This is a genomic window from Nocardia sp. NPDC004718 (genome assembly GCF_053601535.1).
The window spans coordinates 17,070-40,199 of record NZ_JBSGCA010000007.1; the positions used below are offsets into that span (position 1 = coordinate 17,070).

The window sequence follows — 23,130 nt, forward strand, 5'->3', positions numbered from 1 at the left end:
CGCAAAACTGGAACAGGTTACAGACAATGCGGGGGCAAAACTGTAACGTGTTCTCATGCACTACGACAGCTTGTTCATCGGCGGCCGCTGGACCGCGCCAGCCACCGCCGAGCGCATCCAGGTCATCTCGCCGGCCACGGTCGAGCCGGTGGGCAGCGTCCCCGCGGTGAGCCGGGCCGATGTCGACGCCGCGGTCGCCGCGGCCAGGCACGCCTTCGATCACGGACCGTGGCCGACCACGTCCCCGAAGGAGCGAGCCGAGGTACTCACCCGCGCCGCCCGGCTGATCGAACAGCGTTCCGCCGATCTGCTCGCCGCGCTGACCGCCGAGGTCGGCGCGCCGCAAATGATCGCGATGACGCTGAACCAGCTGCCCGCAGTCGCCGCACTGGACGCCTACGCGGCCCTGGCGGAGTCTTTCCCGTGGTCGGAGACCCGGGTGGGTGGATTCGGCACCACGCGGGTCACCCGCGAGCCGCGCGGCGTCGTCGCGGCGGTGACCGCGTGGAACGTCCCTCTGTTCCTCGCGGTCAACAAGCTCGCGCCCGCCCTGCTGGCCGGTTGCACCATCGTGCTCAAGCCCGCCCCGCTGACTCCGCTCACGGCGAACCTGGTCGCCGACATCTTCACCGAGGCGGGCCTGCCCGAGGGTGTGCTCTCGGTGCTGCCCGCCGAGCCCGACGCGGCCGAGTACCTCGTCTCACACCCCGGCGTGGACAAGGTGACCTTCACCGGAAGCACCGCGGTCGGCCGCAAGATCGGCGCCATCGCCACCGGTCAGCTCAAGAGCGTCTCGCTCGAACTCGGCGGCAAGTCGGCGGCGATCCTGCTGCCCGACATGGACGTCGCGGCCAATATCCCGGTGCTCGCGTTCTCCGGCCTGATGAACAGCGGGCAGGGCTGTGTCGCGCAGACCCGCATCCTCGCCCCGCGCAGCCGGTACGACGAGATTCTCGACGCGCTGGTCGAACACGTGAAGACGATGAAGGTGGGCGACCCGAACGACCCGAGCGTGCAGCTGGGTCCGCTGATCTCCGAACGCCAGCGCGACCGGGTCGAGGGCTACATCGCCAAGGGCAAGGCCGAGGGAGCGCGACTCGTGCTCGGCGGCGGTCGCCCGGAGGGGCTGGACCGGGGCTGGTTCGTCGAGCCGACGATCTTCGCCGACGTGGACAACAAGTCGACCATCGCCCAAGAGGAGATCTTCGGGCCGGTGCTGTCGGTCATCCCGTACGAGACCGAGGACGAGGCCGTGGCCATCGCCAACGACTCGGTCTACGGTCTCGCGGGCTCGGTGTGGACGACCGATATCGAACACGGCGCCGAGATCGCGGCGCGGGTGCGCACCGGCACCTACGCGATCAATTGGTACGCGTTCGATCCGAGTTCGCCGTTCGGCGGTTACAAAGCCTCCGGACTCGGCCGCGAGAACGGCCCGGAGGGTCTCGATTCGTTCTGCGAGCAGAAGTCGCTGCTCATGCCGCTCGGCTGGACCGGCTGATCACTCCGGTGGCATGACCACCCGCAGCAGCGGAGCACGGTTGCCGTAACGCCGGGGTGGTGCGTCGACGATCTCGACGCGCCACCCGGGCGGCAGCACCGCGCGCAGCCGTCCCGCGGCCCGGCGCAGCGGCGTACTCACGGTCTCGAACTCGAATTCGGCCACCATCGGGGCAACCGACGTCGTCATCTCCGGATCGGCCATGCTCCATCCACCTCTCGCGTCGATCTCGCCGTGCGCCGCGGCATCGCGGGTCCGATATCGGTAGGGAAGTCGTTCAGTCGATCAGTTAACCGCCAGTAATCCGACTGGGTGATGCGGAAGGAAGAACACGCCAAGCATAGGTTACGAATACACGAAATCTCTCGACAAGATCATTACCCCTTTTCCCATCCGGCTAAACCGATCGGTCCGTGGGAATTTCACGAGCTCGAGTGTGATGCGGGACACCAATCCGACCGCCCGACTCCCGAGCGCCGGGGTCGGCACAACGGAATCGTCACCCCCGCAATGCCATTCGCCGCACCAGGCACTTCACCCCGGTGCGTTCACCGGCCCAGCGACCGGCGATACGCGGCCGGTGTCGCGCCCGTCGCCGCACGCAGGTGCGCCCGGAGCGCGGTGACGCTGCCGAACCCGGCCTTCACCGCGACGACTTCCACTGGCAAACGCGTGGTTTCCAGAAGTTCGCGCGCCCGCGCGGTGCGCTGGGCATCCAGCCACCGCCGCGGCGTGGTGCCGACTTGCGCCTTGAAACGGCGGATGAAGGTGCGCTCGCTCATCAGCGCGTGCGCCGCCAGGGCCGAAACATCCACCGCCGCAGCCGGTTCCGCCACCGCCCAAGCCAGCGTCGCGGCGAGACCGCCATCGGTACGCGCGGCGGGCGCGTCCGGAATGTATTGCGCCTGACCGCCTTCCCGGTGCGGCGCGGTCACGTTCCACCTGGCCAGTTCCGCCGCCGCGTGCGCGCCCAGCTCGCGGCGGACGATGTGCAGGCACAGATCGAGACCCGCCGACAGCCCGGCCGACGTCAGCACGTCACCGTCATCGACGTAGAGGGCCGTCGGGTCCAAACGCACCGCCGGATACAGCTCGGCGAACTCGTCGCAGTAGGCCCAGTGCGTTGTCACGCGTCGTCCGTCCAGCAGCCCGGCCTCGGCCAGGATGAACGCGCCGACGCAGATGCTCACCATGGTCGCGCCCCGCGCGGCCGCGCCGCGCAATGCGGCGAGCGCCTCCCGTGGGGTGGGCAGCGTCGGGATACCGATACCGGGCACGACGACGACATCGGCTTCCGCCAACGCCTCCAGCCCGTGCTCCACGCGCAATTCGAAGCCGTTGGGTGTCCACACCGGCCCCGGACGCACCCCACAGGTCCGCATCTCGAACCCGTACGGTTCGCCGGTCTTACTCGGCCCGTGGCGGAACGCCTGAACGGCACAGGCCAGATCGAAGGCCATCACTCCGTCCAGCGCGAGCGCCACGACTTGCTTCACGTCCCCAAGTTTGGCACGAATCCGAGCAATACTGTCATTTCCGCCACTCGCCGCGGATCCGGACACACGCTTGACTTCAGTGCACACCGAGTTCCGACCAGAAGGAGGAATCGTGGCCGCACCGACGGGCCTCGACTGGGCATGGGCCACCCGCACCGGGGGCGCTCTGTCGAAAGAGCAACGCCGCGCGTTGGCCGTCGCGACCGCCCGCACGCTGCCCGCCATGGCGCCCAACCGGCTCCGGCTGGCACTGGGCAGGCGGGGGCGCGGGAGGCTGGAGTTCGCCGGTCTGCGGTTACCCGACTCCCAGCTCGCCGTCGCGGCGGAGACCGAGGCGCGGGAGTCGCTGTCGCCGCACGTGCTGAACCATTCGCTGCGGACCTACTACTTCGGACGGGTCCTGGCGGATCTCGACGGCGCCGCCTATGACGACGAACTCGTCTACGTCTCCTGTCTACTGCACGACCTGCAACTCGAACATCCCACGCCCGGACGGTGTTTCGCCGTGGTCGGCGGCGAACGGGCGGCCGCCGTCGCACTGGGCGCGGGCGCGCCGCCGGAACGGGCCGAAGCGATCGGCGCGGCCATCGCCGCCCACATCACGCCCGGGGTCGCCGACAATCTCGGCGACCCCGGCGGCTTCGTCTCCGCGGGAGCCTCGGTGGACGTACTCGGGACGCGACTGGCGGAACTGGACCGCGAGTGGGTCGCCGAACTGCTGCGGCGGCACCCGCGATTGGAGTTCGGACGGCATGTCGTCGCCGCATTCCGAGCGGAAGCGAAGGCGATGCCGAAAGGCCGGATTCATTGGCTCAACAAGGCGGGTTTCCTGGCCATGATCCGAATGTCCCCGTTCGCCGAATAACCAAGCCGCCCCGTCAGACCGATCGGTATGCTCGACGTTATGAACGGTGTCACCGGCATCGCAAGCGCACGGCACAAGCTTGCTCGCGCGGTACACCACATCAATGACCTCGAACGCATGATCTCGGAATACCAGAACGCGAACCAGGTCGAAGTCCGGGTCGACCTTTCCCCGAGCCTGGAATACGAGAACGAGATCGATTGCCAGGTAGCCGCGGTGAGCGTATCCGAGGTGCCCGACGAGTGGGGACTGATCACCGGTGACGCGCTCACCAACTCGAGGGCCGCGCTCGACCACGCCGTCTACCCGCACGCGGAGCATTTCCCGATCTTGCTGAGCAGCACGGACAGCAGGGGTGAGGAGATATGCGTTCCGGAGATATTCGACGCCACGACCACAGCCATAATTCTCCGCCATCAGCCATATAACGATCCGCAGCCGACGCATCACCCACTCGGACTTCTCCGCGAACTCGTCGACCGCGACGCACACCGCCGGGTGCTCGTCACCAACTCCTTCAGGACCGAGCTGATTTTCGCACCATCGGATGACTACGAAGTCGTGGATATTCCAGGACTGGCAGTCCACGAACTCGTACCGGGAGCCGTTTTCAAACATTTCCGTTTGAGGCTTCGCCCCGGGTTCACACAGTCTCAGCTCACATACGACAACCGGCTCGAGGCAACCGTCGTCGTCAATGTTCCGGACACAGATGACGATGTGCCGCTCGTCGCCGGCATGAGGTCTATTCACACACGAGTGTCGGAAATCCTGGATCAACTCGAAGCCGTCGGGATCCTGTAACCGCCCCCGTGGTCGGCGGCCATGATCCGCGGCATGCAGGCCGGAGACGGCAAGCCGGTACGGAAACGTCTGTCGCGCAAAACAAATCGCCCGCACCATCTGCCGGATGGTGCGGGCGAATGCTACTTTGGGTGGAGTGTCAGCCCAGACGCTGCTTGAGCGCCTCGAACTCGTCACGCACGCCGGAAGGCAGCTTGTCACCGACGAACTCGAACCACTCTTCGATCAGCGGGATCTCCTTGCGCCACTCGTCGGCGTTCACGACGAGCGCTTCGTCCACGTCCTTGGGATCGACGTCCAGCCCTTCCAGGTCGAGCTGCGCGGCGGTCGGCACGTTGCCGATCGCGGTCGCCTCGGCGTGGGCGGAACCCTCGATGCGGCCGATGATCCACTCCAGCACGCGGGAGTTCTCACCGAAGCCCGGCCACAGGAAGCGGCCGTCGTCGCCACGGCGGAACCAGTTCACGTAGAAGATCTTGGGCAGCTTGGCCGCGTCGGCGTTCTTGCCGACGTTGATCCAGTGGCCCAGGTAGTCGCCGACGTGGTAGCCCATGAACGGCAGCATGGCCATCGGGTCGCGGCGCACGGTGCCGACCTTGCCCTCGGCGGCCGCGGTCTGCTCGGAGGACAGCGTGGCGCCCATGAACACGCCGTGCTGCCAGTCGAAGGACTCGGTGACCAGCGGAACGGTGGTCTTGCGACGGCCGCCGAACAGGATCGCCGAGATCGGCACGCCCTGCGGGTCGTCCCACTCCGGCGCCAGGATCGGGCACTGCGCCATCGGCGTGCAGTAGCGCGAGTTCGGGTGCGCGGCCAGCGTCTCGGTCTCCCGCCGGTACCAGTCGTTGCCCTTCCAGTCGATCAGGTGATCGGGCTCGCCTTCCAGGCCCTCCCACCAGACGTCGTTGTCGTCGGTCAGCGCGACGTTGGTGTAGACGGTGTTGCCCGCCTCCATGGTGGCCATGGCGTTCGGGTTGGAGCTGCGGTTGGTGCCCGGCGCGACGCCGAAGAAGCCGAACTCGGGGTTCACCGCGTAGAGACGGCCGTCCTTGCCGAAGCGCATCCAGGCGATGTCGTCGCCCAGGGTCTCCGCGCGCCAGCCCGGCACGGTCGGCTGGATCATCGCGAGGTTGGTCTTGCCGCAGGCGCTGGGGAACGCGGCGGCGATGTAGTAGGCCTTGTTCTCCGGCGAGATCAGCTTCAGGATCAGCATGTGCTCGGCCAGCCAGCCCTCGTCGTGGGCCATCGCCGAGGCGATCCGCAGCGAGTAGCACTTCTTGCCGAGCAGCGCGTTGCCGCCGTAGCCGGAGCCGTAGCTCCAGATCTCCCGGTCCTCGGGGAAGTGGGTGATGTACTTGGTGTCGTTGCACGGCCACGGCACGTCGGCCTGACCGTCGGCCAGCGGCGCGCCCACGGAGTGCAGCGCCTTCACGAACGGGCGGTCGGCGCCCAGCTTCTCCAGGGCGGCGGCCCCCATGCGGGTCATCACGCGCATCGACACGACGACGTACTCGGAGTCGGTGATCTCGACGCCCAGCTTCGGGTCCTCGGCGCCCAGCGGACCCATGCAGAACGGCACCACGTACATGGTGCGGCCCTTCATCGACCCGCGGTACAGCTCGGTCATCGTGGCGCGCATCTCGGCCGGGTCGACCCAGTTGTTGGTCGGGCCCGCGTCGGCCTCGGTCTTCGAACAGATGTAGGTGCGCGACTCCACCCGGGCCACGTCGGAAGGATCGGAGAGGGCGAGGAAGGAGTTCGGCTTCTTCTTCTCGTCCAGCCGCTTGAACGTCCCCGCCGCGACGAGCTGCTCGGTGAGCCGCTCCCATTCCTCGTCGGAGCCGTCTGCCCACACCACTCGATCCGGCTGGGTGAGTTCGGCGACTTCTTGTACCCAGGCGAGTAGTTCGCTGTGCTCGGTCGGCGCCTTGCCGTCGGATCCACGAAGACCAGGAATGGTCGCTGACGTCATGAAAACTCTCCTGAGATGGGCGGCTGTTCGATGCTCCGCCGCCTGGCCCTAGGCCCATGACCAGCGCGAATGCACCGAGCGCCACCGTTGGCGGGAAGGCGCCCGTTCCGACCGGTCGAACGCGCACCCCAGGAGGGCGGCAGATCAGGACTTAGCGGACGCCCAAGTTCCTGAATAGAGGTTAACGCGATGTGACGGCCGGTACGGTATCGGGTTCCTCACTGTGTACCCAATCGGTCGTTCGTTTCAACAGGCGAGATCCAGCGATCGAGGATCCGGACGTCGCGCTCGCATGCGGCGAGCTGCGCCGGCTGCTCGGCCGCCATCCGGCGCAATTCGGCCTCCAGCCGGGCCACCGTGCGATCCGTCTCGACCATTCGCGCGGTGCTTGCCTGGACCACGTGATCGGCCAAAGTGGTCTCCGCTTCCACGAGTGCGGTCACCACGCGCTGCTCGAGCTGCGCTTTTACGTTGACCAACGCGTCGGCGACCCATTGCCGGATGTGCGCTCGATCGGCCAGCTGGCGGCGAGCCCGAACCACCCACGCCGCCGCACCGCCGCCGAGCAGCAACGTCACCGGCACGCTCGCGACGTCGAGGGCCGATACGAGGGAGAACGGAGCAACCAGCAAGCGACCCAGACCGACACCGGCCGACGCGCCGAGCGCGATCATAAGGTGATCTTCGACACCCCGGTGGCGTGGCTCGGGATCCGGGCCGACCCTAGGGGCCGGGTCGCGCCGCCGCATCGGCGAACCCCGATCCGTGCTCTCGATCCGGGCGCTCAGTTCGGCGATGCGCTGGTCGATGACGTGGTCGAGGGCGCCGGTCAGTTCGGTGACGGACTGCTGCAGCCGAGCGGGGTAGCCGCCGAGCTCGGCGGGCCGCAGCCGGTCCAGCTCGGCGCGCACGGCGGTGTGCAGCGCCCGGATGCTCGCGCCGATCTCGGTCATCAGGTCCACCCGGGCCAGGTGTAGCTGCCCGCGCAGGGTGGACATCGCGGTGGCGCGCCCCCCGTCGCGACCGGCCAGCAGCAGGGCGCGCTCCTCGCGCAGCCGGGCCGCTTCGGCGCCGGAGCGCAGCACCGCCACCTGTTCGGCCACCCGTCGGCGCGTGTCGGCGAGGACCCGGCCGGTCACCGCGCCCGGCCGGTCACCGCCCGCGGCGGCTGCCGCGGTGAGCCGCGCGTGTAATGCGCCGACACCGGAGCGATCGAGCAGTCCGGCGTCGCCCGCGGTGCGTGCGGCGGCCGCGAGCCGCGCCGAGACCGGCACGATGTCCAGATCGCCCGCGCCCGACGCGGCGAGCAACTCCAGGTCGCGCTCCAGCACGGCGTGCCAGTCCCGGTGGGCGTGGACGCCGTTCATGGCGAGCAGCAGGCGGGCGCCGTCCGCGCGCAATCGATCGACCACCCCGAGCGTGTCCGCGCCGATGATGGTGCCCGCGTCGAGCAGGATCAACGCCACCGCGGGCGGGGCGGACTCCGATACGGCGTCGGCGCGCGGCTCGGACAGCGTGAGGCGCGGTTCGAACCGGGCCAACTCGGTGCGCAACAAGGTCGTGTTGACGTCGGCGGGGCCGATCACCGTGACCGCACGAGCGCCACCGGAGTCGTGCACCGCGCGCAGCAGCGCCATGCCCTGCGGATTCCATCGCTCCACCACGGCCGCGAGCTCGGGGACGAGCGCGGCGGGGCGCTCGGCTTCGCCGTCGGCGGAGTCCACCGCGGCAGCCGCACTCGCCGACGCCGACTCCGGCGGCTCAGAGACCGGCACTGCTCATCCGTTCCCATAGTCGGACGTACCCGTTGTGCACCCGCAACGCGGCGCGGCGGGCGGCCGGGGGCATATCGCTGGTGACGACGGCGTGCCAGCGCGTGGCGCGGGCTAGCGCATCGTCGGCGTCGGAAGGCGCGGGGGCGGGATACCCCGCGGCGAGATGGGCCACTTCGGGCCCCGCCAGGCCCGCGCAGAGCCCGAGCCAGACGGCGTCGTCGCTGTACAGATAGGACTCCAGGAGGTCGCGCGCCCGGCCGCCCTCCTCCGGGACCGCGCGGGCGGCGAGCCGGGCCAGCTCGTCGAGCAGCTCGCCGCCGCGCAGCGCGGACACCTGTTCGTAGCGGCGGTGCAGCAACTGATGGAGCGCGTCGATGCCGCTGGCCGCATGCAAGATCTGCAGCAGCGCCTGCGGAGCGAGATCCGGATCGTGCCGGAGGGCCGTGCACGCGCAGGCCACGCCGTACAGATCCCAGCGGCGCAGCAGTTCCTCGCGCTGGGCGGCATCCGGCCCCGGTGCGACGAACAGGTCCGGCGCGAGGAGCAGCGCGGGGTCGGCTTCGGTGGCGAGTTTGCGCAGCAGGTCCAGCTCCGCGCCGGTCAGCGCGCCCGCCCTGGTGCGCGTCGCGAGCGAGGCGACCACCGGAACCACCGGAATCCGCAGCTGGCTGCCGTACTGCTGGGCCGAGGCCACGGCATCGCCCCAGCGAGAGCCGATCGCGTCGGCTTTGTTCAGCACCGCGATCGTGCGCTGTGGCGGCAGCGTGGCCAGCACCCTTCGATCGGCGGGCGTCGGCGCGGCCGACAGCACGTAGACGACGATGTCGGCGTCGAGGTCGGGGTCGGGCGCATCCGGCCGGTCCACCGGATCGGTCTCCACCGCAGACATGAGCGCGAGCGCGTGCAGCACCGTGGTCCGCCCCGCGTGCGCGCGCCCGGTCACCTGGATGCGCGGCGGTTTGCGCCACGCGCTGACGGCCGCCGCCGCGGCGTACCCGGTCTGCGGATCCCGCCCGGTGCCGAAGCGCAGCTCGGCGAGCAGTTTGTCGAGCTGATCGTGCGCGGACGTCGGCACGCCGCGCTCCCGCAGCGGCCCATCGGAATCAGTGGCTGTCGGCATGCTGCACACACCCCCTTTTACGGTGCGCAATTGTGTCAGAAGTCGGCTCGCCGGGCAGGTTCGACGGGCTCAGCTGCCACTGAAGTATTTGTTGGCGGTGCGCACCATCCAGTTCGGCGCGTATTTCCCCACCGTCGCGAGCACCTTCGCCTGCGTGCCGATCTCGTAGTGCACCTTCGGCAGCCGGGCGCGCTTGCGGGTGGCCTCCCAGATCCCGGCCGCGACGTCGTCGGCGGTCAGCCGCACGCCCAGCGATTTCGTCGTCCCGGTAGTCACGCCGTCCACCATGGCCGTGGCCACGAACAGCGGCCAGATCGCGAGCACCCGGATGTCGTGGCGCTCCCATTCCAGGTCGAGCGCCTCGGTGAAGCTCTTGACGGCGGACTTGGTCGCACCGTAGCTCGCGAGTTCGGCCTGACCGTAGATCGCGGAAGCCGAGCACAGGTTGACCACCTGCGCGCCCGGCGTGTCGCGCAGGTAGCGGAACGCACTGTGTGTCCCGGTGAGCACGCCCACCACGTTGACCTCCACGATCGCCCGATGGGCGGCGATGTCGATCTCCTCGAACGGCCCCGCGCGCAGGATCCCGGCGTTGTTGACCAGGATGTCCAGTCGTCCCGTCGCGGCGTGGAACTCCGCGAGCCGCTCCGCCCATTGCGTGGCGTTCGTCACATCGAGTACACCTGTGTTAACTACGCCACCCTTGGCTGTGATATCACCGGAAAGCCTGGTCAGCCCGACTTCATCGATGTCGTAAGCCCCGACTTGGTATCCCTGCGCAGCGAAAAGCAAGGCCGTGGCCCGCCCGATGCCCGCCGCCGCGCCGGTGATGAATACTGTCGGTCTGCTCATGCCGGGGAGTCTAGTGCCGGGAATGCCGTGTACCGCGGGGTTCCCAGACGCCCGGTCGGTCACTTACCCTGCAGAAGTGGTCGGCACCATAACCGGTGCGCAGCTTGAACTTTCGCATGCGGCAACCGACCTCGAAGATGAGGAGGTTGCGATGACCGCGAATGTCATCGGCGCAGTCGACCGGGAGCCCGCCTGTCCCGCGGACCGCAAGCCCTTGCTGCCCAGCACGGACCCGTTCCATCGACCGCCGAAAGGGTTCGCGGCCAAGGCGCCGGGCACCATCCTGCGCAGCAGGAAGATCGAAGTGGCGCTGTTCGGAATTGTGCCGCAACAGGTCTCGGCCTGGCAGCTACTCTACCGCAGCTCTGATCTGCACGGGGCGCCGGAAGCGGCGATCACCACCGTCCTGCTTCCGATCGGCGCCGAACCGGACGAGGATCGCCCGCTGCTGGCCTTCCAGACCGCGATGGACGCGGTGACCGAGAAATGCTCGCCGTCCTACGCGCTGCGTCACGGCTCGCGGGCGCTCGGTTCGATCACCCAGTTCGAATGGCTCCTGGTCGCGAACGCGCTGCGGCGCGGCTGGGCCGTGAGCATCGCCGACCACGAGGGACCGCACGGGAACTTCGGCGCGCCGCGCGAGCCCGGCTACCGCGCGCTCGACGGCATCCGCGCCGCCCTGCGCTTCGACCCCCTCGGGCTCGGCCCGGAAACCCGCGTCGCGGTGTGGGGCTACTCCGGCGGCGGTATGGCCAGCTCGTGGACGGTCGAGATGGCCCCGACCTACGCCCCCGAACTCGACATCGTCGGCGCGGTGCTCGGCGCCCCGGTCGGCGACCCGCGCCAGGTCTTCGACCGGCTCAACGGCACGCCCTTCGCGGGTCTGCCCGCCATCGTCATCGCCGCCCTGCGCAGGCTGTATCCCGCGTTGAGCTCGCTGATCGACAACGAGCTCAACCCGGACGGCCACCGGTTCGTCGTCCGCGCCGAGAACGCGACGCCGGTCGGCGCGATCCTCGGGCTGGCGGGCAAGAAGGTGGACGACTTCCTCGACCGCCCGCTCGCCGAGGTACTCGACACCCCGGAGCTGCGGGCGATGTTCGACGATCTGCGGCTCGGCAATACGACGCCGGCCTGCCCGCTGCTGGTGGTGCAACCCATTCACGACCAGGTCATCCATATCGAGGGCATCGACGGACAGGTGGCCCGCTACCGTCGCGGCGGCGCCGCGGTGACCTACGTTCGCGACCGGCTCAGCGAGCACTTCTCGCTGCTGCCGCTGTCCACGCCGATCAGCCTGGACTGGCTGGCCGACCGGCTCGCCGGGCAACCGGTGAGCGACGCGGGCGACAGCACCGTGTGGTCGGTCGCGGCCTCACCCTCGGGCGTGCGCGGACTGCTGGAGATGGCGGTGACCGCGGCCAAGGTCGCACTCGGAAGGCCGCTGCGTCAGCAACGGCCGACCGAGCCGAGGATCGCGCCCGCGCGCGCCGCCTGACCTCCTGCTCAGCGGCCCGTGCACGACCGCTTGCCGCACTGGTCGCCGGATGCTGGACAATGGACGCCGTGAACGACGCCGCGAACCATACTGCCGAGTCAGTTCCGGGCCCGCCGTCCACAGCTTCGGCTCCGGCCGAGGGCGGGCCCAGGCACAAGACCGGCTCCCGCCTGTACCCACGAGTCACCAGCTTCCGTTCGCGCAGGGGCGCGCTGACCGCCACCCAGCAGCAATCCTGGAACCGGATGTGGCCCTCGATCGGCCGCGAGGTCGCCGACGAGCCGCTGGACGCCGCCGCCTGGTTCGGCCGCGACGCTCCGCTGGTCATCGAGATCGGCTGTGGCACGGGCACCGCGACGGCCGTCATGGCGCAGGCCGAACCGCACCTGAATCTGATCGGCATCGAGGTGTATCAGCCCGGCCTGGCGCAGTTGGTGCAGCGCGTCGAGCGCGAAGGGATCGAGAACATCCGCCTGCTGCGCGGCGACGCGGTCGACGTACTGGAAAACATGATTGCCGAAGAGTCGCTGACCGGCGTCCGAGTGTTCTTCCCCGACCCGTGGCCGAAGGCGCGCCATCACAAGCGGCGGCTGCTGCAACCCGCGACGGTCGCGCTGATCGCCAACCGCCTGAAGCCGGGCGGTGTGCTGCACGTCGCCACCGACCACGCGGGCTATGCCGAGCACATCCACGCGGTCGGCATGGCGGAGCCCCTGCTCTCGGGTCTCAACGAGGCGACGGGCGGTGTCAGCGCGGAGCATCGCGCCACGGCGCCGATCGGTTTCGAGCGGCCCGTCACGAAATTCGAGGGCAAGGCACATCGCGCCGGTAGCGCCATCACGGAGCTCATATGGGGGAAGATCGACCGATGAGCGTCAGTGAAATGGCCCACGAAGTGGTCGATGTTGCCGGGGAGGTGCACGGCGGCGGAGCGGAAGGTCTGGGCAGCTCGGGGCCGGACGTGCGCCGCGTCCTGTTGGTGTGGGACGCCCCGAACCTCGACATGGGCCTCGGCGCCATTCTGGGCGGTCGTCCGACCGCCGCCTACCGCCCGCGGTTCGACGCGCTCGGCCGCTGGCTGCTGGCCCGGACCGCGGAACTGTCGGTAGGCGCGGTGCATCGGGTGGAACCCGAGGCCACCGTCTTCACCAACATCGCGCCCGGCACCGCCGACGTCGTGCGGCCCTGGGTGGAGGCGCTGCGCAACGTCGGCTACGCGGTCTTCGCCAAACCGAAGATCGACGAGGACTCCGACGTCGACGCCGACATGCTGGCGCACATCGCCTTACGCAGCCGTGGAGCGGGCTTGGCGGGCATCATGGTCGCCTCCGCCGACGGCCAGGCGTTTCGCGAACCGCTGGAGGCGCTCGCCGCCAAAGGAGTGCCGGTTCAGGTGCTCGGCTTCCGCGAGCACGCGAGTTGGGCCGTCACATCCGATACTCTCGAATTCATCGACCTCGAGGACATTCCGGGCGTGTTCCGTGAACCGCTGCCCCGGGTGAGCCTCGACTCGCTGCCCGACGAGGGTGCCTGGCTGCAGCCGTTCCGGCCGCTGTCGGCACTGCTCACCTCTCGCCCCGCCCAAGGAGTCGCTTAGTGTTCACACGCTGGGGCGATCTGGTATACCGGCTGCGATTCGCCGTCATCGGCGTGGTCGTGGCCGGTCTTCTGGCTCTCGGTGGCTACGGCCTCGGGTTGGAGGACCACCTCAGCTCCAGCGGGTGGGATGATCCGACCTCGGAGTCGGCGCGCGCGGCGCGAATCAAAGACGGTGCTTTCGAACGAGATCACAAATCCGACGTCATCGTGTTGTACACGGCGCCGGACGGCAAGACGATCGACGATCCGGAATTCAGCGGCAAGATCCTCGACAATCTGGCGAGTCTGCCTCGCGAGCATCCCGACGAGATCACCCAGATCAACGGTGTCTACTGGCGGAACAACGCGAACATTCCGGTCCAGGCCTCCGTTTTCGGCTCCAAGGACAAGAAGTACGCCTTCGCCTCCATCGCCATCAAGGGCGACAACGACACCGAGATGGTGCGCAACTACCGGAAGGTGAAGAACGTCTTCTTCATTCCCGGCGTGGATGTGCAGGTGACGGGTCTGCAGGCCGTGGCGGGCACGCTGAACGACACCATGGCCGACGACCAGAAGCGCATGGAGATCCTCGCCATTCCGGCGGTGGCCGTGCTGCTGTTCTTCGTCTTCGGCGGCATCGTCGCCGCCGGATTGCCGCTGATCGTCGGCGGTCTCACCGTGATCGGCGCATGGGGCATCGTCCGGTTCATCACCGAGTTCGCCGAGGTGAATTCGTTCGTCTCGCCGGTCGTCTCGATGATCGGCTTGGGGCTGGCCATCGACTACGGCTTGTTCATAGTGAGTCGTTTCCGCGAGGAACTCGCCGAGGGATACGACACCAGAACGGCCGTCCGCCGAACGGTGATGACCTCGGGCCGCACGGTGGTGTTCTCCGCCACGATGATCGTCGCCAGCCTCGGCGGCATGTTGCTGTTTCCACAAGGCTTCCTGAAATCGGTGGCCTACGGCGCCATCGCGACGGTCTCGCTCGCGGCGCTGACCTCGATCACCGTGTTGCCCGCCATGCTGTCGGTGCTGGGCAAGCGGGTCGACCTGCTCGGCCTCAAGCGGTTCCGCCAGACCAAGACCGCGGATGAGGTGGAGAACGGCATTTGGGGGCGCTCCACCCGCTGGGTGATGAAGCACCCGCTCAAGATCGCGATCCCGCTGTGCATCCTCTTGCTGCTGCTGATCATCCCGGTCAAGAATCTGAGCTTCGGCGGTATCAACGAGCGGTATCTGCCGCCGGACAATCCGACCCGCTTGGCGCAGAAAGAGTTCGACACGATCTTTCCGCTGCGCAAATCGGATCCGATCGAACTGGTTTTCTTAGTCGACGATCCCAGCCGCGCTCCCCAGGTAGCCAAGGTGGTGAAGGAGGCGAGCAAAGCGCCCGGGCTGGCCGGCGAATTCGCTTATCCGCCCAGCACGGCTCCCAACGACAAGACCATCTACAACACGTCCGTCACGCTGACCAATTCGCAGGACGCCGATCCGACCATCGATTACCTCCGCTCGCTGGAGTTGCCCGACGGCGTCACCATGCTCGTGGGCGGTCAGCCGACGATCCAGAAGGACAGCATCAACGCGCTGCTGGGCCGGATGCCTTTGATGATCGCGCTCGTCTTGTTCGTGACGACGCTGCTGATGTTCCTGACCTTCGGCTCGCTGGTGTTGCCGATCAAGGCCGCGCTGATGAGCGCCCTCGGTCTCGGGTCCACGCTCGGCATCCTCACCTGGATCTTCATCGACGGCCACGGCGCGGGGCTGTTGAATTTCACTCCGCAGCCGATCATGTCGCCGGTGCTGGTGCTGATCATCGCGATCATCTACGGCCTGTCGACCGACTACGAAGTCTTCCTGATGTCGCGCATGGTCGAGGCGCGCGCCCAAGGCGCGAGCACCACCGAGGCGGTGCGGATCGGCACCGCGCAGACCGGCCGGATCATCACCGCGGCCGCGCTGATCCTGCTCGTCGTCACCGGTGCGTTCGCCTTCTCCGACCTGGTGATGATGCAGTACATCGCCTACGGCATGATCGCCGCGCTGTTCATCGACGCGACCGTGCTGCGCATGCTGCTCGTCCCGGCCACCATGAAGCTCCTGGGCGACGACTGCTGGTGGGCGCCTGCCTGGATGAAGAAGGTGCAGGAGAAGGTCGGGCTCGGTGAGCCCATCCTCGATGACGAGCGCGTCGGCGGTAGCGATGTCGTCGACCTGGTGAAGACCACGCCGATCACCGATCCGGTGACCATGCAGATCCCCGCCGTCACCGCTGCCAACAAAGTGCCGCGCAGGCGCAAGCCGCGCACGGTCGCCGAGATCGAGGCCGAGGCGCCGACCAGGCGGCTGGACCGGGTACCGCCGTCGCTCGCGCCGCCGCCGACCCCCGCGCCGCCGCCGCTCGATCCGGCCAGGCCACGCACGGAACCACCACGGAATCCCACACCCCCGCAGGGTGAACCGATTCGCCCGCGGCGGATTTCGCAGGTTCCGAACGATCCTCGCTCGCCCGGCCAGGCGGAGCAACGGCCGCCGTCACCGCCCGTGCACCCGTCGCGACCGGCGCCGCCCTCCGGCCTGCCGCAGGACCCGAACGCATCGCTCGCCGGTCTGCCGTCGGTGACCCTGCCCGAGCACAGCCCGCGACCCGCCGTCTCACCGATCACGCCACCCGCCCCGCGCCCGACCCACGCACCGGAACCACGCCCGCTTATGGGTATCTCGCAGGAACACACCGTCGATCTCGCACAGCAGCGACCCGACGCGCCCGGTCCGGCGCGCCACCTGCCGCCCGAGGCTCCGGACGCTTCCGACGGCCCCGCGCACCGCGCACCCGAACCCGAGGCCCCCGCGGAGCCGTACAACGGACCGGACACCACCAACCGCAGCAGCATCGAGAGCTGGATGGCCGAACTGCGCTCCTCCCGCCGCCACATCGGCCGGGCCCCCGAGGAAGGCAGGCACCACGGCGGCGACGGCCGCACGGTCAGCGTTAACGAATTATTGCGCCGACGCGACCGGGAGTGAGAAGCGATTGCTCGGAGACCGATTCCCGCCGCCCTGTCCGGGGTTCCTTCTGGATATGAAAGCCCCAATCAGTAAGGAAATCCGCGCTTTTCGTACCTGATGCAGAACCGGCGGTCAGCGGTGAGCCGCGGGCCGCCGGTCGCATAGTGTCTACTAGCCGGTCAGTAGGATCACATAGACTTTGTTTTCCGGACCTCGGCACTCATGTTCCGACTTCGGATTCCCATAGTTAGTGATCCACACCGTACATTCATACGTGTCAACGAGAGGACCTTTAACGGGAATTCCTGGCCGTTCGGCAGATGCCACACCAGCGGCTCCTACAAGTAATGATGCAGCCACTGCGACTAGAAGCGAAAACTTCGCGAACAATTGAACCCTCCACATTAGATGAGTAGAGCTGCGACCAGCGAACTCTTAGATACACCACGCCGCACCCTCGATTGACCAAGCGGTGTTCCGACCCGACGGATGCCGAGTGCATGGCCCTACGCATCCCCCTGGGCTACCGATCTGTACTCCTCCCCTTTCGAGTCCTTCTCCGTCGCTATGTAGGACGCGACACGTCGACGATCGGTTCCAACAAATTTCGAAAACCTTCAAAACTGACCAATTCACCAGGTCGGAACCCTGAACTGCGTCGGCCGGATGCCACCGCTGGGTCGCCAACAGCGCCTTAGTGATGTCGCCGCTCGATCCCTGCGTCGGCGAAGGCGCGGCCGTAGCGGGTGCCTGCCAAGAGCAGCAGAATGCCGACCACGAGGAAGGCGGCGACGCGGACCAAGCCGTCCAGGGTGGCCAGGTCGAAGAGGAACAGTTTGGCCAGTGCGGCTGCCGTGACCAGTAATCCGGAACCCAAGGCGAGTTTGGCGACCGCGGGTGCGTCGGCAAGTTCGCGCAATCCGAACAGGAGAGCGCCGGTCGCGGCTGCCATCCACAGGATGGTCGCGGCGCTGTGGCCGAGGAGGAACCAGTTCGGCGTTCCGGTCGCGACGCCGAGGGAGACCGTCGTCGTGGTCACCGCGTAGAGTCCGGCGACGCTCGCGGCGATCCATGGCCACGCGCTGCCCGCGACAGGTCCGGGCAATCGCCGCGCGCACCACATCGCCACCGCGATCACCGCGAGGGCCAGCGTCGCGCCGAGCACGGTCGCCACGCCGAGGTTCGCCTCCGACCGATGTTGCGAGGCAAGCACTTCCGGGCTCGCGACAGTCAGCAGGGCCACGCCGCCGAGCACCGCGAACGCCGCGCCGAGGCCAGCCGCCGGGCGGGACGTCCGCTGGCCCGCGACGCCGAGGAAGACCAACGCCACCAGCAGCAGAGCCGTGGGCAAGGTCCGCGTCTCGGTAGCGCCGACACATGCCTCGAGCGCAGCGATCGAGCCCACGACGGCGGCCGCGAGGGCCGTGTGCCCCGGGATCCGTACCAACTCGTTGACTTTCGGCGCCATGCTCACCGCGGCGAGGAGCAGGAGCACCGCGGCGGCGATCGACGCTACCGACACCGCGATGTGCCGTTCGGAATACATCCCCGGGACGAGCAGCATCGGCCCGAGCGCTGCCGCCATCGTCAGCGAGGCGGTGAGATCGGCCGGCCGGTGCCGGACGACGACGATCGTCCCGGTGATTCCGACCGACGCGACCGCCACCGCGGCCACGAGCACCCAACTGCGCTCTCCAGCGGCGGGAGTTCCGAGAACCGCACCCGCGACGAACGCGAACGTCGCCAGTGCGGCGGGCAATGTGCGCGTCACGTGCAGGTATGGCCAGTTCCGCGTCAATTGCACCGGCACGCAAGCCAATTGCAACACGATCAGGAACGCGAGCAGTACCACCCGCGTGGTCATCACCGGAGAAAGCGCCGCCGCGGCGAGCACCACCAGGACCGCGAATGGCTGCGAGCGCCACCGCATCGCCAAACCGACGCCCGCGGTGGCGACACCGAAAGCGACGGCGAGCCCGAGTACCGGATGCAGCCAGTGGTAGATGGCGGTCACCGCGACGACATCGAGATAGGCGCCCGCGATGCCGGTGGCCGCCAGTGCGATACCGCCGACCCGCCCTCCGGTCCGCTGGAAGACTCGTACGCCCGCGGCCAACAACCCAGCCGAGAAAATCGCTCCCGCAATCACTCTCGGCACCGGCCCGAAGAATCCCGCCTGCGCGGCCAGAACCAGGAGCATCGCGACGCCGATCAACGTCACCGCGACACCCGCCAGCGCCAAGATCCGGCTGATCACCCCGTCTCGCTGCCACCACGGCGTATGCGGCGCCGGTGGCCCCGCGCGCGGTGGGACAGGCGGGCGAGGCGGCACCGCTCCCGGCATTGTTCCCCGCGCGTTCGGCGGCCACGGAGCGCCACCCCACGCACCGCCGGGCGGTGGGGCGAAACGCGGAACGTATGCGGGCTGCGAAGGGGGAACCGGAACACCGGCCGCGGGCGATTGTCCCGGCCAGGGCGGCGTAATCGGTGGTATCGCACCGGACGCCGCGTGCCCCGAACCCGCGAACCCACCGCTGGCAAACGTATCGGCCGCACGCGACGACCCAGTGAACCCACCGCTGGCGTGTGCATCGGTCTCACGCGACGACAATCCAGCGAACCCACCGCTGACAGGCCCTCCGATTTCGCTCGACGACCCCGCAACCGGGCGGGCGGGCGCACCGGATTCCGTGGCATAGCCGAACGCCTGTCCGCCGGACTCGCCGTATGCCGACGGTCGCGCAATCGAATCGCGCGCCTCGCCGGACGCTGCCCCGCCCGGTACCTCGTTCCCGGGCGCACCCGGCGTGTCGGATGAGGCCGGACGCACCGGGACACCCGCATCCGCGACGACCTGCTCATGTAGCACACGCAGATCCCGGCCGAGCACGCCCAGCTGCGTCCCCAACGTCGCGAACTCGCCGGAGAGACGCGCGAGCAACGCCGGATCAATGGAGGTGGTCATGACTTCATGCTGGTCACCGCGACGCGCGCGAGCATGAGTAGTTACCCCTGGTAGACAGGCGGGTTCTACCCGCCCGACCGGTCCTCACCCGGAGCAGTCGGATGAGGACCGGTCGCGCCAAGTGGTCAGTAGGTGCGCAACCCGACGACCTCGTGCACCGCCTCGATCACCGCGGTGCGCGGCGGCATGCGCAGGACGCCCGGCGCCGGTTCGCCCGCCCAGTGCCAGCCCAGTGCCGAGTCGGAGCTGGGGAGCAGGATGATGCGACCGCCGGGAACCACGGTGACCCCGTGACCGGCGAGACAGCGCCGGACCGCGACCTCGACCGGCCGAGCTGGGCTCGGCGGCGTGACGAGAAAGGTCCACGTGCGCTCGCCCGGATCGGCGATCACGGGTGCGGTGTGGTTACGGTCCAATTGGACGAGCACCTTGCGACCGAGTTCCGGCGGCATGACGATCGCGCCCATGATGGAGCCGGTGGTTATCGTCGGGCGTCCGGCCAGCAACTGAACCGGAAGCCCGTAGGTATGCCGCAGCAGATGCGCGACCTCATGGGGGTCGTGACAGCCCTCGAACATCGCTTTACTCCGCATCGCAGTAGCCGAATTCGGTCGAAACGAGAGGCTTTCGGGGTAGCAACCCGCGCTGGTCGCGCATCCGTGTTCCAGCGTTCGCGGGCAGAGCGCTGACCTGGCGTACCGGTCGAATCGCGCTGTGGCGCGCCGGTCGCGTGGTCTGTGCACCAGGCCGCCACGCGCGATCGGCGCGCCCGGCCTGCAAGGTGTTCTTCGGCATGGTTTTCATTGCCGCCGCCCTTTGTAGTCAAAGTTGCAGAAAGGCAACGGTATTCCAACCAGCAGCGAACGAGTCGTACGCAATGTCCCACTTCGGTAGTCGCAGATAACATAGCGTCGTACTCTGAAACCCAGATTTAACAAAAGGACTTGGGTATGGACGAATCGTCGATCGGAGTTCGGATCCGCCAGTTCCGCGGGAAGGCGCTCACGCAGCGCCAGCTCGCCGATCAGGCGGGGGTCAGCGTGGATCTGGTGCGCAAACTCGAGCAGGGTGGCCGCCAAACCGCCTCCATCGCCAGCTTGCAGAAGATCGCGCGCGCCTTGGACGTGGATATCGCCGACCTGATCGGCAAGCGCCAAGGCGTGCCGTCCACCAATCCGGACGCGGGCATCGTGGCCATCCGCCGCGCGCTGACGCCGGTAGACGACCTGCTCGGCGAGACAAGGGAAGAGGAGGCGGTCAGCCTCGACGACGGACGGCGCTCGGTCGAATACGCTTGGGGCGCTTACTGGTCGGGCCGCTATGAGCTGCTGACCTCGATCCTTCCGCCGGGATTGACCCAGCTGCGCGCCACCGTGCACGCCGCGCGCAACGGTTCGGTCGCACCCGCCAACGAGTTGCTGGCCCGGATGTACTGGGTAACCGGATGCACGCTGGTGCATCTCGGCCAGACCGATCCGGCGTTCCTGGCCATCCGGCAGGCGCTCGCCGCCGCCGAGCTGGGCAACGATCCCCTACTGCTGGCTACCATCCGCGGTTCGGTGGCCTGGCAGTTGCTGGTGCAGGGCCGCTACGACGAGTCGCGCGGCGTCGCGCTGAACGCGGCCGCGACCCTGGAGCCCTCCGGCGACGTCACGCCCGCGCATCTGTCCGCCTACGGCTCGCTGGTGTTGCAGGGCGCGACCGCGGCGGGCCGGGCCCAGGACGTGCACGACGCCTTGTCCCTGGTGGAGGCGGCGAGCGAGGTGGCCCTGCGGATCGGCACGGACCGGCAGGATTACGAGACCTATTTCGGCCCTTCCCAGGTCGTCATGCAGACGGTCGATGTCAACATCTCCTCCGAGCGCTACCCCGAGGCGCTGGCCGCGGCCAAGGACATGCCGGTCAACGGCAGTCTCCCGCAGGCATCCCGGGCGCGGCACCTCGCCGACACGGCGGTCGCGCTGACCCGCACCGGCCGGCACCAGCGCGCGCTGGACGCCTTGCTCACCGCGGAACGGGTGGGCGGCGCGGACTGGCTGAAATACCAGTCGCTGCCGCGCCACATCGTGTCCGAACTGCTCGACCACGACCGCAAGGTGCCGCTGCGCGCGTTCGCCCGCCGGATCGGGGTCAACACCTAGCCCGCCGGTCGTTCCCCGGCTCGTTCGATCACCTCGTCCAGCACCTCGCGCGAGCGCAGGAGATCATTGATGGTGCGGGTGATCCGTTCGCGCTCGGTGTGCAGCTCATCGACCAGCGCGGGTGTGGCGTACTCGTTGGGACCGCCGTCCGCGTCGCGCATGCAGGGCAGGATTCGCGCGATCTTCTTGCTGGTGAGTCCTGCCGCGAGCAACTCTTGGATGTGGATGACCCGGTCCACCGCGCGCTCCGGATAGTCGCGGTGACCGCCGCCCGTGCGGTCGGAGGCCAGCATGCCCTGCTCCTCGTAATAGCGCAGCGACCGTTCACTCACGCCGGTGCGCTCGGCGAGTTCCCCGATTCGCATCCGTCACCTGGCCTTTCGCCTTCGGGCTTGAATCTCACATCGATGTCAAGTTTTACCGTATCAGCATGACGAACGCAGCGGCTTCCGCTCTCTTCCAGCCCGTGGCCCTCGGCTCCCTGATGCTGCCGCACCGCCTCGTGATGGCGCCGATGACCCGTAACCGCGCCGCGGCCGACGGCACACCGTCCCAGATCATGGCGACCTACTACGCGCAGCGCGCGAGCGCCGGCCTGATCATCGCCGAGGCGACCACACCGAACCGGGTGGGTCAGACCTACGCCGACATTCCGGGCATCTACACCGACGCGCACGTGGCGGGCTGGCGAGCGGTGACCGGCGCCGTCGCGGCGGCGGGCGGGCGAATGTTCCTGCAACTCCAGCACGGCGGCCGGGTCGGCCATCCGGACAACAGCGGGCTGCACCCGGTCGCGCCCTCGCCGGTTCCGTTGCCCGAGCCCATCCACACTCCCAGCGGCGCGCAGGATGCCGTCGTTCCGCTGGAGATGACCACCGCCGGTATCGAGGCCACCATTGCCGATTTCGCGTCCGCGGCGGAAAACGCGATCGCGGCGGGATTCGCCGGAGTCGAGGTGCACAGCGCGAACGGCTACCTGCTGCATCAATTCCTGGCGCAGAACACCAACCAGCGCACCGACGCCTACGGCGGGTCGGTGGCCAACCGCATCCGATTCACCGTGGCTGTGGTCGAGGCGATCGCCGACGCGATCGGCGCCGAGCGCGTCGGCGTGCGGATCTCCCCCGGCGTGTCCGTCAACGGCATCGATGAGGGCGACACCGAGGACATCTACCCCGCACTCGTCTCGGCGCTGGCCGACAAGGGCCTCGCTTACTTGCACTACGTCTTCGCCGATCCCGATCAGCCCCTGTTCCAGCGGATTCGGGCGCTGTGGCCGGGGGCCCTCATCGCCAACCCGAATCTGGGCTGGGGCGTCCCGTTGCCCGAGGACGGCGGCCGGAAAGCGGCGCAACACCTGCTCGCGGGCGGAGCGGACGCGATCTCGCTGGGCCGTTCCTTCCTGGCCAACCCCGATCTGATCGAGCGGCTGCGCACCGGCGCACCACTCAACCCGGCGCGCGACGCGCATCTGATGTACGTGGGCGGCGCGGACGGCTACACCGACTACCCGACGCTCGACCTGACTCCCACGGCGGGCTGACCAAC

18 protein-coding genes are annotated in these 23,130 nt (G+C 68.4%); 9 read left to right on the forward strand and 9 right to left on the reverse strand.

Features of this window, described 5'->3' with window-relative positions; translation table 11 throughout:
* Positions 1-55 precede the first annotated feature (55 nt).
* The gene (locus tag ACWEH3_RS07445; protein WP_450017864.1) at positions 56-1,501 is read left to right on the forward strand and encodes an aldehyde dehydrogenase; all 1,446 of its coding nucleotides are present in this window, start codon (positions 56-58) and stop codon (positions 1,499-1,501) included.
* Here ACWEH3_RS07445 and ACWEH3_RS07450 read toward each other — a convergent pair whose 3' ends face one another.
* Positions 1,502-1,705: a hypothetical protein gene (locus tag ACWEH3_RS07450; RefSeq protein WP_450017866.1), complete on the reverse strand. Its 204-nt coding sequence runs from the start codon at positions 1,703-1,705 to the stop codon at positions 1,502-1,504.
* Between the two features lie 344 nt (positions 1,706-2,049).
* On the reverse strand, positions 2,050-2,997 hold the full coding sequence (locus tag ACWEH3_RS07455) for a GlxA family transcriptional regulator (protein WP_450017868.1): 948 nt from the start codon (positions 2,995-2,997) through the stop codon (positions 2,050-2,052).
* 112 nt (positions 2,998-3,109) lie between these two features.
* On the opposite strand from ACWEH3_RS07455, the gene ACWEH3_RS07460 reads away from it, so the two are divergent.
* Complete coding sequence (locus tag ACWEH3_RS07460; protein ID WP_450017870.1) at positions 3,110-3,862, forward strand: phosphohydrolase; 753 nt, start codon at positions 3,110-3,112, stop codon at positions 3,860-3,862.
* A gap of 39 nt (positions 3,863-3,901) precedes the next feature.
* Positions 3,902-4,666: a hypothetical protein gene (locus ACWEH3_RS07465; protein WP_450017872.1), complete on the forward strand. Its 765-nt coding sequence runs from the start codon at positions 3,902-3,904 to the stop codon at positions 4,664-4,666.
* Positions 4,667-4,805: 139 nt separating this feature from the next.
* Here the strand turns inward: ACWEH3_RS07465 and ACWEH3_RS07470 are convergent, their stop codons facing one another.
* The 4 genes from ACWEH3_RS07470 to ACWEH3_RS07485 form a co-directional block, all read right to left on the reverse strand.
* Positions 4,806-6,638, reverse strand: coding sequence for a phosphoenolpyruvate carboxykinase (GTP) (locus ACWEH3_RS07470; RefSeq protein ID WP_450017874.1), 1,833 nt, complete (start codon positions 6,636-6,638; stop codon positions 4,806-4,808).
* A 218-nt stretch (positions 6,639-6,856) separates the two neighbouring features.
* Positions 6,857-8,413: a hypothetical protein gene (locus tag ACWEH3_RS07475; protein ID WP_452358289.1), complete on the reverse strand. Its 1,557-nt coding sequence runs from the start codon at positions 8,411-8,413 to the stop codon at positions 6,857-6,859.
* Positions 8,400-9,533, reverse strand: a complete 1,134-nt coding sequence (locus ACWEH3_RS07480; RefSeq protein WP_450022160.1) for a hypothetical protein — start codon at positions 9,531-9,533, stop codon at positions 8,400-8,402. The genes ACWEH3_RS07475 and ACWEH3_RS07480 overlap by 14 nt, the downstream gene beginning before the upstream one ends.
* 69 nt (positions 9,534-9,602) lie before the next feature.
* Positions 9,603-10,385, reverse strand: coding sequence for an SDR family oxidoreductase (locus tag ACWEH3_RS07485; protein ID WP_450022158.1), 783 nt, complete (start codon positions 10,383-10,385; stop codon positions 9,603-9,605).
* A gap of 151 nt (positions 10,386-10,536) precedes the next feature.
* Between ACWEH3_RS07485 and ACWEH3_RS07490 the strand changes: the two genes are divergently transcribed.
* From ACWEH3_RS07490 to ACWEH3_RS07505, 4 genes are read left to right on the forward strand one after another with little or no spacing between them, the layout of a single operon-like run.
* Positions 10,537-11,883 carry a lipase family protein gene (locus tag ACWEH3_RS07490; protein WP_450022156.1) on the forward strand — a complete coding sequence of 449 codons (1,347 nt, stop codon included), beginning with the start codon at positions 10,537-10,539 and terminating at the stop codon, positions 11,881-11,883.
* 59 nt (positions 11,884-11,942) lie between these two features.
* Complete coding sequence (gene trmB / locus ACWEH3_RS07495) at positions 11,943-12,755, forward strand: tRNA (guanosine(46)-N7)-methyltransferase TrmB (protein ID WP_450022154.1); 813 nt, start codon at positions 11,943-11,945, stop codon at positions 12,753-12,755.
* Positions 12,752-13,480, forward strand: coding sequence for an NYN domain-containing protein (locus ACWEH3_RS07500; protein ID WP_195044044.1), 729 nt, complete (start codon positions 12,752-12,754; stop codon positions 13,478-13,480). Before trmB ends, ACWEH3_RS07500 begins: the two co-directional genes overlap by 4 nt.
* On the forward strand, positions 13,480-16,494 hold the full coding sequence (locus ACWEH3_RS07505; RefSeq protein WP_450022152.1) for an MMPL family transporter: 3,015 nt from the start codon (positions 13,480-13,482) through the stop codon (positions 16,492-16,494). Before ACWEH3_RS07500 ends, ACWEH3_RS07505 begins: the two co-directional genes overlap by 1 nt.
* A 676-nt stretch (positions 16,495-17,170) precedes the next feature.
* Here the strand turns inward: ACWEH3_RS07505 and ACWEH3_RS07510 are convergent.
* Both ACWEH3_RS07510 and ACWEH3_RS07515 read right to left on the reverse strand, forming a co-directional pair.
* The gene (locus tag ACWEH3_RS07510) at positions 17,171-18,733 is read right to left on the reverse strand and encodes a DUF2339 domain-containing protein (RefSeq protein ID WP_450022150.1); all 1,563 of its coding nucleotides are present in this window, start codon (positions 18,731-18,733) and stop codon (positions 17,171-17,173) included.
* An 833-nt stretch (positions 18,734-19,566) separates the two neighbouring features.
* On the reverse strand, positions 19,567-20,034 hold the full coding sequence (locus tag ACWEH3_RS07515) for a hypothetical protein (protein ID WP_450022148.1): 468 nt from the start codon (positions 20,032-20,034) through the stop codon (positions 19,567-19,569).
* A gap of 357 nt (positions 20,035-20,391) precedes the next feature.
* Here ACWEH3_RS07515 and ACWEH3_RS07520 point away from each other — a divergent pair, with 357 nt between their 5' ends.
* Positions 20,392-21,582, forward strand: a complete 1,191-nt coding sequence (locus ACWEH3_RS07520; RefSeq protein ID WP_450022146.1) for a helix-turn-helix domain-containing protein — start codon at positions 20,392-20,394, stop codon at positions 21,580-21,582.
* Here ACWEH3_RS07520 and ACWEH3_RS07525 read toward each other — a convergent pair.
* Positions 21,579-21,947, reverse strand: a complete 369-nt coding sequence (locus ACWEH3_RS07525) for a MerR family transcriptional regulator (protein ID WP_450022144.1) — start codon at positions 21,945-21,947, stop codon at positions 21,579-21,581. The two genes, ACWEH3_RS07520 and ACWEH3_RS07525, sit on opposite strands and share 4 nt — an antisense overlap.
* Before the next feature lie 65 nt (positions 21,948-22,012).
* On the opposite strand from ACWEH3_RS07525, the gene ACWEH3_RS07530 reads away from it, so the two are divergent.
* Complete coding sequence (locus ACWEH3_RS07530) at positions 22,013-23,125, forward strand: alkene reductase (protein WP_450022142.1); 1,113 nt, start codon at positions 22,013-22,015, stop codon at positions 23,123-23,125.
* Positions 23,126-23,130 lie beyond the last annotated feature (5 nt).

What these genes read in the sequence shown, in the direction of transcription:
- ACWEH3_RS07480 (WP_450022160.1), bottom strand. Translation starts at nt 9,533, where the DNA reads ATGCCGACAGCCACTGATTCCGATGGGCCGCTGCGGGAGCGCGGCGTG.
- ACWEH3_RS07525 (WP_450022144.1), bottom strand. Translation starts at nt 21,947, where the DNA reads ATGCGAATCGGGGAACTCGCCGAGCGCACCGGCGTGAGTGAACGGTCG.
- ACWEH3_RS07490 (WP_450022156.1), top strand. Translation starts at nt 10,537, where the DNA reads ATGACCGCGAATGTCATCGGCGCAGTCGACCGGGAGCCCGCCTGTCCC.
- trmB (WP_450022154.1), top strand. Translation starts at nt 11,943, where the DNA reads ATGGACGCCGTGAACGACGCCGCGAACCATACTGCCGAGTCAGTTCCG.
- ACWEH3_RS07500 (WP_195044044.1), top strand. Translation starts at nt 12,752, where the DNA reads ATGAGCGTCAGTGAAATGGCCCACGAAGTGGTCGATGTTGCCGGGGAG.
- ACWEH3_RS07530 (WP_450022142.1), top strand. Translation starts at nt 22,013, where the DNA reads ATGACGAACGCAGCGGCTTCCGCTCTCTTCCAGCCCGTGGCCCTCGGC.
- ACWEH3_RS07520 (WP_450022146.1), top strand. Translation starts at nt 20,392, where the DNA reads ATGGACGAATCGTCGATCGGAGTTCGGATCCGCCAGTTCCGCGGGAAG.
- ACWEH3_RS07465 (WP_450017872.1), top strand. Translation starts at nt 3,902, where the DNA reads ATGAACGGTGTCACCGGCATCGCAAGCGCACGGCACAAGCTTGCTCGC.
- ACWEH3_RS07445 (WP_450017864.1), top strand. Translation starts at nt 56, where the DNA reads ATGCACTACGACAGCTTGTTCATCGGCGGCCGCTGGACCGCGCCAGCC.
- ACWEH3_RS07470 (WP_450017874.1), bottom strand. Translation starts at nt 6,638, where the DNA reads ATGACGTCAGCGACCATTCCTGGTCTTCGTGGATCCGACGGCAAGGCG.
- ACWEH3_RS07485 (WP_450022158.1), bottom strand. Translation starts at nt 10,385, where the DNA reads ATGAGCAGACCGACAGTATTCATCACCGGCGCGGCGGCGGGCATCGGG.
- ACWEH3_RS07515 (WP_450022148.1), bottom strand. Translation starts at nt 20,034, where the DNA reads ATGCGGAGTAAAGCGATGTTCGAGGGCTGTCACGACCCCCATGAGGTC.
- ACWEH3_RS07450 (WP_450017866.1), bottom strand. Translation starts at nt 1,705, where the DNA reads ATGGCCGATCCGGAGATGACGACGTCGGTTGCCCCGATGGTGGCCGAA.